The organism is Natronococcus sp., from assembly GCF_047921035.1.
Taxonomy (GTDB): domain Archaea; phylum Halobacteriota; class Halobacteria; order Halobacteriales; family Natrialbaceae; genus Natronococcus.
In genome coordinates, this window is the sequence record NZ_JBLRWX010000101.1 from 1 (window position 1) to 11232 (window position 11232).

Below are 11232 nucleotides of genomic sequence, written 5' to 3' on the forward strand. Positions count from 1 at the left end.
CTCTAACAGGCTGCTACAGAGCTAAAACAGGAAGAAAATTATCGCGGGTTCCTTCGACAAAGACGGAGAAGAGAATCTTGAGGTGTTAGACTTTAATCCCAGCTCTTGGTTTCGAGTCGTTCCTCTCGAGCGGCGAGAGCGTCTTGTTTAGCCTCACAAGCGCTTTTCTGGAGCTCTGAGGGATCCACGTCGAGTTTTTCCTCTAAGAAGCTCACGGCCTGCTGGTGAGCTATATCGGCCAGCTTGGCGTTTGAGTCGGAGGTTAGGTCGTTGATGATCCGCTTTGCATCCTCTTCGGTAACATCGTAGTTGCTCGAGATGTAGGCCACCATCCAGAGAGCCTCGAAGTGGGTTGCCGTTGGAGCCGGAATGTAGGAGGTCATTCCTCATCCTCCAGACCGAGTTCGTCCCGAAGCAGTTCGTCGTAGCTGTTAGCCCTCAGTTCGGCCTTCCGGACCCGGAGTGCGTCCCGAGTCGTTTTCCGCAGAGAGATAGTCGTCAGGTCAGACATGTACTTTAATCTAAAGGGACGGATACTTTTAAACCTTTCGTAGCTGAAAAGAAGAAGATTTACTGGGAGATCAGAGTAGCTCCTGATAGCCGGCTCGAGGGTGGTCCCTCAGTCAATGTTATTCCCCAGTAACCCATTGAAACCCCAGAAATCAGCCACTTCAGAGTTTGGGCGATTACTGGTCTCAGTTGGATTATGAAAACTTTTGGCTCATAGCTTTCTTGAAGCCCGAATTACTGTGAGTTATTTCTGGAGAAATCTGGCCTCCACAACACCGTGTCCAGAGAGACTGGGTTATTAGGAAGGATACCAAGTCGGTCGAGTGCTCGAGGCCCTGAGGGAACGCTGGAGCGATTTCGTAGTTGGTTTGGTGAGATACACTCGAGAAAGAGAAACTTCCATCACGAGTGAACTGTGGTCCTCAGGTTGGACCGTGGTGGGTGCACGGAAGATAGTTTTCAGATGGGGGAGATCCTATTACCACCTAAACCTCCTCTGGCCTGCTTGTAGGGAACTCTCAGCTAAGGAACTCAGTGAAGACAGGTCATGATAGACTCTTCCTTGTGTTCCAGAGCTCCTCGAGTGTCGTCTACGGACATTTTCATCTCAATACGACCTAAACCTCTTGGAATTGCCTGCAATCCCTCATGAAGCCTCCCAGGAGCTCAGATTCAATTGTAGCAGGAGGAGTCTCATCACTTTCAAAGACTCAGATTGTTGCTGATGGGTTAGATCCAGACACAATTTGAACGAATGCAGAAATAATCTATAAGTCGATGTAGGTCCATGAATACAGTAAGAACTCAGGTCCAAGGGTCACATCAGAAGTGGCCGGACGTTAAGGGCGTCCGACCTGGGTTTGAGGTGACAAACCCATGAGCAAATCAGCAAGCCACTCTCAAGAGTGTATCGCTACGGAACTGTCCGATTACACCGACCTCTGCCCTAACGGAGAGGAATGGTGTCCCGGACCCAAAGGAAGTGACCTACCGTGTTTTGAATGCTATCTCCAAGCTAACTGACCCTGTTGGAGCACCAAGGTTCAACTCCTTGGCAGGGCTTGACGAAAAGATGGTTGATGATGGCTGGTAGATGGGATAGGACGTTGAAGAAATCCAAAGAAACCACAAGAGGGAGTGAAGGCGCGTGATACAGTATGTTCAAATCAAGCCTCCAATTCCAGAAGGGGTTGATAATATCCCTACCGCTGTCTGGTCAATCCGTACCGAGAAGCAGAACGACGGGCGCGACGGGATTTGAACCCGCGACATCTTGGTCCGGAACCAAGAACTCTGTCCACTGAGCTACGCGCCCTCGTGTCTACAAATAGCGATACCGATCGTATAACGGTTGCTCTTTTTTCCTTACAGCGACGACTCGGCGTCGGGGGTGTCGGCGACCGCGCCGTCCGGCGACGCGGGCTCCGACAGCGTGATCTCGAGCCCATCCTCACGGGAGTCGACGGTAACCAGCCAGCCGGCGTACCGGAACGACAGCGATCGGAACCCGGAGGTCGGATCGCAGATCGAATCCAGCGTATCGGGGTCGATCGCGTCGTAGAGGGGCTCGAGCGCGATCGGGTCGACCTCGTCGACGCGAGCGACCAGTTCGACAACCGCCGTGCTCGTTCGTCGATCCTCGGTCGCGGCCACGCTCGTCGTCGGTCGGTGAGAGGTCACTACTAGCGGTGAGCATACCGGGAGTAAAGAATATGACCCAATATTTCACTGCCGAGATAACGATGAAAATGAGTGTTCTATCGTCGAACCGGTCGCGCAGCTCCCCGAAACCGCCTTACTCCCGGCGAGGAACCTCGTGACGGCCGAACCCGTAGCGGAGCCGGTTCGCCAGCCGCCTCGAGAACCGACCCTCGTCGGCTCGCGAGCCGAACCGCTCGGAGAGGGCGGTGTAGATCAGCGGCAGCGGCACCTCCTGCTCGAGGCCCTCCTGGACGGTCCAGGTGCCCGTCGAGCCGCCCTCGATGCGATCGGCGACGGTCCCCAGGTCGGTCCCCTCCTCGCGGAACGCCTCCTCGCAGAGTTCGAGCAGCCAGGAGCGGATCACGGCGCCGTTGTTCCAGACCGACGCGACGTTCTCGAGGTCGAGGTCGTACCGCCCCTCGTGAAGCAACTCGAATCCCTCGCCGTAAGCCTGCATCAGCGCGTACTCGACGCCGTTGTGGATCATCTTCACGTAGTGGCCCGACCCTGCAGGCCCCATTCGTTCGTGGCCGTCGGGCCCGGTCGCGACCGCGTCGAAGACCGGCGTGAATTCGTCGTAGGCCCACTGCGGGCCGCCGACCATCAGCGAGAAACCGAGTTCGGCGCCCGCGGGACCCCCGGAGGTGCCACAGTCGAGGTAGGCCGCCGAGCAGGCCTCGGCCCGGCGCACGGAGTCCTCGAAGTAGGAGTTACCGCCGTCGACGACGACGTCGTCGCCGTCGAGGTGCGGGTCAAGGTCCTCGAGGGTCGCGTCGACGGCCTCGCCCGCAGGGACCATCAGCCAGATCCGTTTTTCCTCGCCGAGCCGATCCGCCAGATCCGAGACGGAGTCGGCCGGCTCCGCGCCCGCGTCTGCCGCGGTGGCGACCGTTTCGGGATCGAGGTCGAAGGCGACGACGTCGTGGCCCGCCTCGAGCACCCGCTCGACGACGATCTGTCCCATGCGTCCGAGTCCGATAACGCCCAGTTGCATGCGTCGGGATGGGCGGGGCTGTGAGGTAGTGGTTGTGATTCGTCGCGGGCACGTGATAGTCGAAAATGAAACGAACGGCGCGGTTGCAGCCGCGGGAAACCCGGGTCGCGAGCGTCAGTGGATCGGTTCCTCGAGGCGGGCCCAGCCGATCGCGTCGAGCACGACGATCCGGCCGTCGTGTTCGACGTAGACGCCGTTGTACTCGCCCCGGTCGGCCTCGTAGTACGGCAGCGAGTCACGGATCGAGTCGACGACCGACCAGGCACCCTCGCGCTCGAGAGTGACGTGTTCCCACTCCTCGCGGGCGTCGTTGCGGACCGCGCGCTCGAGCGCCCGCCGTGCGCCGGGAATCTCCGCGAGTCGGCGCGTCGACGCGTCGATAACGGTCGCGCCCTCGGGAACCTCGCCGACGACCTTGGCGCCGAGGTTCGCCTTCGAGCGGCCCGTTTCGGTCGGCGAACGGTCGGTCTGGAGGACGTACCCGGCGGCTGCGGCGGTCCCCACCGCGAGCAGCGACAGGGCCATCCCTTTGCCCCTGAGCATCATAGACATACCTCTCAGTAGCTAACTAAGTATCTTTCGTAACAATCTTCTTTTCAAATACATTCAGCAAAGAACTACAGGTTCGCTACACGAGCGCGGCGACGTTGGTCGTGATCGCTCCGGCGACGACCAGCAGGAGGACGGCGACGACCGCTCCCGCCCGGTACAGCGGCAGCGCGTTCGCCGCTGGTTCGCGGAGCTTCTTCCCGTTGAGTCCGGACTCGAACCGTTTCGCGCCCACCTCGACGAGCCCCGCGAGGACGAGCCAGAGCGCGACCATCGCCAGCACCAGCTGCCCGTTGATCGTGTTGAACAGCCCCTCGGCGGTGTAGCGGGTCCCCGCGAGATGGCCGCCGCTGAGCAGCAGGACGAGCGCGCTCACGCGCGAGATCGTCGTCAGCCTGCTCGAGATCGTTTCGAGGGGTTTCGTCGTGTTGAACGCGCCGTCTCGAGCCAGCGGGAGGACGACGAACGCGACGTAAAAGACGCTGCCGGCCCAGAGCGCGGCGAAGACGAGATGAGTCGTCTGGGCGAGAAACGTGTCGACCATACCGAAAGGCTTCGCGAGCGACGGTATCAGCGTTCCGACTTCTCCCGGTCACTCGAGCCAGCCGGGAAGCCAGGCGACCAGCCGTCGCCGAACCAGGACGTAGCCGAGCGAGACGGCAAGCCCGCCCGCGACAACCGGAACGACCCAGTCGTCGAAGACGAGCAGCACCGGCACCGCGAGCGCGAGTGCGAGGGCGCCGTCCTCCGGCGCCCCGTCGTAGCGGATCCACCGCCGCGCCCGGAGCCACCGACCGCGAACGTGGTCGTAGACGGCCCGGTCGCCGACGTCAGTCCAGGGGTCCATCTCCGGGCCGTCGCCGAGGGCGTCGCTCGCGGCGTGGAGCCAGGCGGCGACGACGGCGGCGGCGACCGCGACGACGGGACTCGAGGGGACCGCGAGCGCGACGACGACCGCGAGTGCGGCGACGGGCAGACCGGCGATCGGGAAGTGCAGACTCCGGCGGTGCTCGAGGACGAGATCGAGATCGGGTGCGAGCCCGCCGACGATCGCACCGGCGGCAAGTGGGCTCGAGAGCGTCGGAACGGCAGCGGCGACCGGGGCGGCGAGGGCGAGTCCGGCGAAGACGTGGGTGGTCGCCATCATCTCAGCGCGTCGCCGGCTCCGTTGCGGTTCGAGCCCGCGTTTTCCGTCTGTAGACGACCGCGACGACGAGCGCGGTACCGAACCAGATCCCGATCCAGAGAGCGATCGCGGGCCCGGCCTCCCCGGTCGTCCCCTGCTGGATCGAGAGCAGGGCGAGATATCCCAGCAGGGCCGTCGCGAGGGCGAGGACGGGAACGGCCACTCCGAGGGCGAGCCAGCCGACGTACCGCCATTGCCTCGTCGGTTCGTGCCCGCAATCGGGACAGCGAGTCACCGCTCGAGGACGCTGCGACCCACACTGTTCACACGGTTCCGTTCCGGACATCGCGTTCGGCTTCGCCACCCGCCGCCTTCGTTCTGTCGGCCACGAAACTTGTTTTCAATCCGACCCGTCCGGCGCGAGCCCCTTCTCCTCGAGTTCCGCGATCGCCCCGTCGGTCTTCTCGAGCCCGTCGAGACCCATCCCCTCGAGGACGTGGTCGGCCTTCGTGAACTGGATTTCCGCGTACTCGACGAGCTGGACGCGGTTGCCCCACGGGTCGTGAAACTCGAGTCCCGGCACGTCGAGGCGCTCGACGCCACAGTTCTCGAGCCGCCGTTCGGCGGTGTCGGTGTCGTCGACGACGAGTCCGAAGTGTCGCTGGTCGTCCCGACTCGTGTCGTCGCTCTCGGCGAGTGCGATGAACTGATCGCCCATGTCGAGAAACGCCTTCGAGTCGGATCGGCTCCGCAGTTCGAACGCGAACAGAGCCTCGTAGAACTCGAGTGCGTCGTCGATGTCGCCGACCTCCAGCGCGACGTGGTTGATGCCGACGAGCGAGGGCCGTTCCGGCTCCGCGTCAGTCATGTGCGAACGGTCGTCGCGGATCCTCGTCAATCCCCTGCCGGCAACCGGGCAGCTACTCGAGGTTCTCGCCCTGGTAGCTGCCGTCGTAGGCACCCTCGTGGTTGGCCTCGGCGAACACGAGCTGGGCGATGCGGGCGCCGCGGGCGATCTCGACGTCGTGGTGGACCTGCAACAGCCCCTCGCCCCGGCCCTCGTAGCCGGCGTCCCAGACGGCCGTGTTGAGCATACAGGAGTTACGCATCAGCGACGAGCGCGGGTAGACGAAGCCGACGTGGCCCTCAGGGATCTCGATGCGCTCGCCGTAGCGGGCGACGTAGGCGCCCTCGGGCAGGTAGTAGGTGTCCGGCGCCTTCTGCTCTAACTCCTCGAGCGGGCGGGCGACGCGGTCGCCGATCTGCTTACCGTCCCGGCCGATCCGGCCGGGCTCGAGCTGTTCGAAGACGACGTCGAGGGTGAGGTCGACGCCGTTGGGCTGGATCTGGTCGTCGGCCGTCGGGGAGACGTACTCCGCGACGAAGGCGCCGGAGCGGAACATAGCGTCGATACGCGCCGGAGCTGAAAAAAGGGTATCCGTTCGGATCGGCCGTGGCAGGGCGTTACGGGACACGCTTGAGGGGAGCAGCGTCGGCCGGCTGCGTGTGAGTGTACGAACGGTCACCGGCGTGGCAATACTTACGCGAAACCCCGTCGAATGCCCGGAAATGACACGGTCGTTCCCGATAGAAACACGCTGGATTTATCAAGCCGGGAAGCCGAATTTCGGATGCTATGGGACAGACTCTCACCGAAAAGATTCTCGACGACCACCTCGTCGAGGGCGAGCTCGAGACCGGCGAGGAGATCGGGATCGAGATCGACCAGGTACTTACCCAGGACACGACCGGAACGATGGTCTGGCTCCAGTTCGAGGCGATGGGACTGGACGAGGTCCAGACCGAAATTGCCGCGCAGTACTGCGACCACCAGACCTACCAGTTCGACTTCAAGAACACCGACGACCACCGCTTCCTGCGTTCTGCAGCCGGCACCTACGGGGCCCACTTCTCTCGCCCCGGTAACGGTATCTGCCACAACGTCCACCGCGAGAACTTCGCCGCGCCCGGCAAGACACTGCTCGGCTCGGACTCCCACACGCCGACCCCCGGCGGCCTCGGCGAACTCGCCATCGGCGCCGGCGGGATCGACGTCACCGTCGCCATGGGCGGCGCCCCCTACTACATCGAGATGCCCGAAGTCGTCAACGTCCGCCTCGAGGGCGAGCTCCCCGAGTGGGCCACCGCGAAGGACGTCATCCTCGAGATGCTGCGACGCCTGAGCGTCAAGGGCGGCGTCGGCAAGATCCTCGAGTACACCGGCCCCGGCGTCGAGACCCTGACGGCACCGGAGCGGATGACGATCACCAACATGGGAACGGAACTCGGCGCGACGACGTCGATCTTCCCGACCGACGAGCAGACCGAGGACTACCTCGAGCGCGTCGGCCGCGGCGACGAGTACGTCGAGCTCCAGCCCGACGACGACGCCGAGTACGACGACGAGATCGTCGTCGATCTCTCCGATCTCGAGCCGCTGATCTCCACGCCCTCGATGCCGGACAACGTCGTCCCCGTCAGCGAGGTCGAGGGCGAGTCCGTCGAGCAGGTCATCGTCGGCTCCTGTACGAACGGTGGCTACGAGGACATCCTCCCCGTCGCGAAGATGCTCGAGGGACAAGAGACCTCGATGGAGACCGAGACGATCGTCGCGCCCGGCTCCAAGCAGGCCTCCGAGATGCTCGCCCGCGAGGGCTGGGTCGCGGAGATGATGGCCGCCGGCGTCAACTTCTCCGAGGCGACCTGCGGTGCGTGTATCGGGATCGGTCACGTACCAGCTTCGAACTCCGTCTCGCTGCGGACCTTCAACCGCAACTTCGAGGGTCGCTCGGGCATCGAGGACGACAACGTCTATCTGTGCTCGCCGGAGGTCGCCGCCGCCGCGGCGCTCGAGGGCGAGATCACCGATCCGCGGAACCTCGACGACGTCGAGGCTCCCGGCGTCGAACTCCCCGACGAGTACGACGGCTCCAAGACGGACCTCATCACCCCCGACGAGGCCGTCGACGACGAGCTCATCAAGGGCCCGAACATCGGCGACGTCCCGATCCGCGACGAGCTCGGCTCCGAGATCTCCGGTGAGGCCCTGCTCAAGATGGAGGACAACATCACGACCGACCACATCATCCCCGCGACCCAGGACATCCTGATGTACCGGTCGAACGTCCCCAAGCTCTCCGAGTTCACCCTCTCGCGCGTCGACGACACCTTCGCCGACCGCGCGCTCGAGGCCGACGGCGGCTTCCTCGTCGCCGGCGAGAACTACGGCCAGGGCTCCTCGCGCGAGCACGCCGCCCTCTGTCCGATGTACCTCGGCATCGAGGGCGTCCTCGCCCAGAGCTTCGCCCGGATCCACCGCGCGAACCTCTTCAACTTCGGCATCGTCCCGCTGACGATCGACGAGGACACCTACGACTCGATCGACCAGGGCGACGAGATCGAGATCGTCGACGACGTCTACGAGGCCGTCACGAGCGGTCAGGAGGAGTTCACCGTCCGCGTCAACGGCGAGGAGTTCACGGCGACGCTCAGCGCCTCCGAGCGCGAGCGCTCGATCCTCGCGGCCGGCGGCAAGCTCTCCTGGACCCGCGACCAGGCCGAGGACGGCGGCGCCGCGCCCGCCGACGACTGATCGCGACGCAGTAATCTACCGTTCTTTTTTGCACCGACCGAGAGTCCCGCGTCCCGGTTCAGGCACCACCTACTCGCCAGTCTCCGGTCGCGTCCTCGAGGTACGAATCCCGTAACTACACGCCGCGGACGGCTACGGCCGCTCATGTGGCCCTGGGGACACCTCGCAGTTGCGTACCTCCTGTACTCGCTGTACGCACACGGCCGGTTCCGGCGAGCGCCGCAAGCCGAGCCGGCGCTCGCGGTCCTGGTCGGCTCGCAGTTCGCCGACCTGATCGACAAGCCGCTCGCCTGGTGGTTCGGCATCCTCCCCACGGGGCGCTCGCTCGCGCACTCGCTGTTCTTCGCCGCAGCGTTGATCGTCGCGGTCTACGCCGTCGGGATCGTCCTCGAGCGCCTCGAGACGGCCACCGCGTTCGTCGTCGCACACCTCTCGCACCTCCTGGCCGATATCCCGCCGCGGGCGTTGCTCGGGTATCCGTTCGAGACGGAGTTTCTGGTCTGGCCGCTGCTCGAGCAGCCGACGTTTCGGTACGGCGAGCGACTGTTCGAGCCACCCGCGGTCGTCGAACTGGTCGTCGGCCCGTTCACGAACCCCGCAGTCTTCTTCCTCTTCGAGTGGCTGCTGTTCGGAGCGGCGATCGCGCTGTGGTACCTCGACGGCTGTCCGGGGCTCGAGTACGTTCGCGGTCGACGCCCGACGTGAGGGCGTCTCGAGCCGATCGGGCGTGCCGACGGGAACGAACACCGTCTTGTACGCGCGGCCGATAGCTCGAGCGAATGCCCTCCGACCACGCGAACGCGGGCTACCGACGGCTGTTCGACCGCGAGGGACTGACCTTCGGCGCGGGGTTTCCCCTGACCGGGACGAACCGCTCGACGCCCGATCACGAACGCGAGATCGAACTCGCGACCCTCGCCGAGGAGCTGGGGTTCGACGGCCTCTGGGCGCGGGACGTTCCGACCTACTGGCCGAAGTTCGGCGACGCCGGCCAGACGTTCGACACCTGGCCGTGGCTCTCCCACGTCGCCGCCCACACCGACGAGATCGCGCTCGGCACCTCGAGCGTCGTCCTCCCGCTCCGTCACCCGTTACACGTCGCGAAGTCGGCCGCGACGGTCGATCGCCTCTCGGACGGCCGGCTCGTGATGGGGGTCGCCTCCGGCGACCGAGACCCGGAGTACCCCGCCTTCGGGGTCGACCGCGAAAATCGGGGCGAACTGTTCCGCGAGGGGCTCGAGGCCCTACGGACGGTCTGGCGGGAGGACTACCCGTCCCTCGAGGGCCGGTGGGGCCGCCTCGAGGGCGACCTCGACGTCGTCCCGAAGCCGACCGCGGGGACGATCCCCCTGCTACCGACCGGGAACTCCCGACAGTCCGACGACTGGATCGACGAGCACGGCGACGGCTGGCTGTTCTACCACTTACCGGAGTCGACCCTGGAGAGCTACATCGCACAGTGGCGCGAAGCGACCGAGGCGAAACCGTTCGCGATCGCGATCCGGGTCGAACTCGCCGACGATCCGGCCGCAGAGCCCGAACCCCTCCACCTGGGCTACCGGGCCGGCGTCGAGTGGTACCGCGACTACTTCCGCCGGCTCGAGGAGTACGGCCTCGATCACGCGATCGTCGGGCTGCAAAGCGAGGATCGCGAGCGGGCGTTCGAGCGGTTCGCCGACGAGATCATCGACGAGCTGTAAGCCGTCGTCGACGGCTCCGGACGCTCACGCCGGATACCGATCGCGCCACGGCCGCCGTCGCTCGAGGGCGGCGCCGGCCGCGAGGACGTCGGCGTCGCCGAACCGTGCCCCGGCGAGCTGGAGGCCGACCGGTAGTCCGTCGACGAACCCGGCGGGAACCGAGGCCGCAGGGTGGCCGGTGAGGTTGTACGGCTGGGTGAGCACCCAGCCCCGTCGCGGACTGACGTCGGCGCCGTCGATCGTCGTTGGGGGCTCGCCGTGGGGAAACGGCGTCGTGGCCAGCGTCGCCGACGCGATCAGATCGAACTCCTCGAAGCGGTCCTGCAGGCCGTCGAAGACCCGCGAGCGGACGACGTCGGCCCGCGTGAGCTTTCGGACGGTCGGCGGCGTCGCGTCCAGGACGGTCTCGACGAAGGCGTCGTGCAGTCGGTCGCGGTCCTCGCCGCGCGGATCGAACCCCTGCTCCTCGAGGGCGTCGAGGGCCGCCTGCCACCGAACGGTCGCCATCGTGTAGAACGCCTCGAGGATCTCCTCGCGGTCGTGGCCGAACTTCGGGTCGACCTCCTCGACGGTCGCGCCGGCTCGCTCGAGGGCACGGACGGCGTCGTCGACCGTCTCCCGGACCGCGGGCTCGAGCGGGTAGATTCCCAGGTCGGGGCTGTAGGCGATCCGCAGGTCGTCGATCGGGCGGTCGACCGCGGCGAGGTAGTCGTCGGTCGCGGGCACGGAGTGGGGGTCGTCGCGGTGGGTGCCCGCCATCGCCGCGAGCGCGAGCGCGGCGTCCTCGACGGTGCGGGTCATCGGCCCGACGTGGTAGAACGGCGTGTGACTCGCGAAGGCGTTGGGGCGATCGACGTTCGGCACCAGCCCGTACGTAGGTTTGTGCCCGTAGACGCCACAGGCGCTGGCCGGAATACGGATCGAACCCCCGGTATCCGACCCGGGCGCGAGCGGGACGAGGCGGTCGGCCAGCGCCGCCCCGGCCCCGCCCGAGGAGCCCCCGGCGGTGCGCTCGAGGTCGAAGGGCGTACTCGTCGGGCCGGCGACGCGGTTGTCGGTC

General features: G+C 65.2%; 14 protein-coding genes and 1 tRNA gene. 3 read left to right on the plus strand and 12 right to left on the minus strand.

Going from position 1 to position 11232, the window contains the following annotated elements; all coding sequences use genetic code 11:
* Window positions 1-92 precede the first annotated feature (92 nt).
* The 11 genes from ACNA7R_RS16610 to ACNA7R_RS16660 all read right to left on the minus strand — a co-directional run bounded on the left by ACNA7R_RS16610 (window position 93) and on the right by ACNA7R_RS16660 (window position 6283).
* Window positions 93-383: a hypothetical protein gene (locus ACNA7R_RS16610; protein WP_416284652.1), complete on the minus strand. Its 291-nt coding sequence runs from the start codon at window positions 381-383 to the stop codon at window positions 93-95.
* Window positions 380-511 (minus strand): hypothetical protein, encoded by a 132-nt coding sequence (locus tag ACNA7R_RS16615; RefSeq protein ID WP_416284653.1) that lies wholly within the window; start codon window positions 509-511, stop codon window positions 380-382. The genes ACNA7R_RS16610 and ACNA7R_RS16615 overlap by 4 nt, the downstream gene beginning before the upstream one ends.
* Window positions 512-1752: 1241 nt before the next feature.
* Window positions 1753-1825 (minus strand) — tRNA-Arg (locus ACNA7R_RS16620).
* Window positions 1826-1875: 50 nt separating this feature from the next.
* Window positions 1876-2190, minus strand: a complete 315-nt coding sequence (locus tag ACNA7R_RS16625) for a HalOD1 output domain-containing protein (protein WP_416284654.1) — start codon at window positions 2188-2190, stop codon at window positions 1876-1878.
* 115 nt (window positions 2191-2305) lie between these two features.
* Window positions 2306-3205: a phosphogluconate dehydrogenase (NAD(+)-dependent, decarboxylating) gene (gnd, locus tag ACNA7R_RS16630; RefSeq protein ID WP_416284655.1), complete on the minus strand. Its 900-nt coding sequence runs from the start codon at window positions 3203-3205 to the stop codon at window positions 2306-2308.
* A gap of 114 nt (window positions 3206-3319) precedes the next feature.
* The gene (locus ACNA7R_RS16635) at window positions 3320-3751 is read right to left on the minus strand and encodes a hypothetical protein (RefSeq protein WP_416284665.1); all 432 of its coding nucleotides are present in this window, start codon (window positions 3749-3751) and stop codon (window positions 3320-3322) included.
* An 82-nt stretch (window positions 3752-3833) separates the two neighbouring features.
* Window positions 3834-4298 (minus strand): copper resistance protein CopD, encoded by a 465-nt coding sequence (locus ACNA7R_RS16640; RefSeq protein WP_416284656.1) that lies wholly within the window; start codon window positions 4296-4298, stop codon window positions 3834-3836.
* A gap of 48 nt (window positions 4299-4346) precedes the next feature.
* Entirely contained in the window at window positions 4347-4901 is a 555-nt protein-coding gene (locus ACNA7R_RS16645; RefSeq protein ID WP_416284657.1) for a metal-dependent hydrolase, read from the minus strand.
* Window position 4902: 1 nt separating this feature from the next.
* Window positions 4903-5175, minus strand: a complete 273-nt coding sequence (locus tag ACNA7R_RS16650; RefSeq protein ID WP_416284658.1) for a hypothetical protein — start codon at window positions 5173-5175, stop codon at window positions 4903-4905.
* Window positions 5176-5280: 105 nt separating this feature from the next.
* Window positions 5281-5748 carry a VOC family protein gene (locus tag ACNA7R_RS16655; protein WP_416284659.1) on the minus strand — a complete coding sequence of 156 codons (468 nt, stop codon included), beginning with the start codon at window positions 5746-5748 and terminating at the stop codon, window positions 5281-5283.
* 52 nt (window positions 5749-5800) lie between these two features.
* A complete protein-coding gene (locus ACNA7R_RS16660; RefSeq protein ID WP_416284660.1) occupies window positions 5801-6283 on the minus strand; it encodes a deoxyuridine 5'-triphosphate nucleotidohydrolase in 483 nt (160 codons plus the stop codon).
* Window positions 6284-6516: 233 nt separating this feature from the next.
* Between ACNA7R_RS16660 and ACNA7R_RS16665 the strand changes: the two genes are divergently transcribed.
* From ACNA7R_RS16665 to ACNA7R_RS16675, 3 genes are all read left to right on the plus strand, one after another.
* Window positions 6517-8472, plus strand: a complete 1956-nt coding sequence (locus tag ACNA7R_RS16665) for an aconitate hydratase (protein ID WP_416284661.1) — start codon at window positions 6517-6519, stop codon at window positions 8470-8472.
* Between the two features lie 144 nt (window positions 8473-8616).
* On the plus strand, window positions 8617-9177 hold the full coding sequence (locus tag ACNA7R_RS16670; protein ID WP_416284662.1) for a metal-dependent hydrolase: 561 nt from the start codon (window positions 8617-8619) through the stop codon (window positions 9175-9177).
* A 74-nt stretch (window positions 9178-9251) separates the two neighbouring features.
* Window positions 9252-10172, plus strand: coding sequence for an LLM class oxidoreductase (locus tag ACNA7R_RS16675; protein WP_416284663.1), 921 nt, complete (start codon window positions 9252-9254; stop codon window positions 10170-10172).
* A gap of 24 nt (window positions 10173-10196) precedes the next feature.
* Here the strand turns inward: ACNA7R_RS16675 and ACNA7R_RS16680 are convergent.
* The coding region (locus ACNA7R_RS16680; RefSeq protein ID WP_416284664.1) for an amidase at window positions 10197-11232 on the minus strand (1036 nt) is incomplete at its 5' end.

What these genes read in the sequence shown, in the direction of transcription:
- ACNA7R_RS16640 (WP_416284656.1), bottom strand. Translation starts at nt 4,298, where the DNA reads ATGGTCGACACGTTTCTCGCCCAGACGACTCATCTCGTCTTCGCCGCG.
- gnd (WP_416284655.1), bottom strand. Translation starts at nt 3,205, where the DNA reads ATGCAACTGGGCGTTATCGGACTCGGACGCATGGGACAGATCGTCGTC.
- ACNA7R_RS16670 (WP_416284662.1), top strand. Translation starts at nt 8,617, where the DNA reads ATGTGGCCCTGGGGACACCTCGCAGTTGCGTACCTCCTGTACTCGCTG.
- ACNA7R_RS16635 (WP_416284665.1), bottom strand. Translation starts at nt 3,751, where the DNA reads ATGATGCTCAGGGGCAAAGGGATGGCCCTGTCGCTGCTCGCGGTGGGG.
- ACNA7R_RS16645 (WP_416284657.1), bottom strand. Translation starts at nt 4,901, where the DNA reads ATGATGGCGACCACCCACGTCTTCGCCGGACTCGCCCTCGCCGCCCCG.
- ACNA7R_RS16655 (WP_416284659.1), bottom strand. Translation starts at nt 5,748, where the DNA reads ATGACTGACGCGGAGCCGGAACGGCCCTCGCTCGTCGGCATCAACCAC.
- ACNA7R_RS16660 (WP_416284660.1), bottom strand. Translation starts at nt 6,283, where the DNA reads ATGTTCCGCTCCGGCGCCTTCGTCGCGGAGTACGTCTCCCCGACGGCC.
- ACNA7R_RS16615 (WP_416284653.1), bottom strand. Translation starts at nt 511, where the DNA reads ATGTCTGACCTGACGACTATCTCTCTGCGGAAAACGACTCGGGACGCA.
- ACNA7R_RS16675 (WP_416284663.1), top strand. Translation starts at nt 9,252, where the DNA reads ATGCCCTCCGACCACGCGAACGCGGGCTACCGACGGCTGTTCGACCGC.
- ACNA7R_RS16665 (WP_416284661.1), top strand. Translation starts at nt 6,517, where the DNA reads ATGGGACAGACTCTCACCGAAAAGATTCTCGACGACCACCTCGTCGAG.
- ACNA7R_RS16610 (WP_416284652.1), bottom strand. Translation starts at nt 383, where the DNA reads ATGACCTCCTACATTCCGGCTCCAACGGCAACCCACTTCGAGGCTCTC.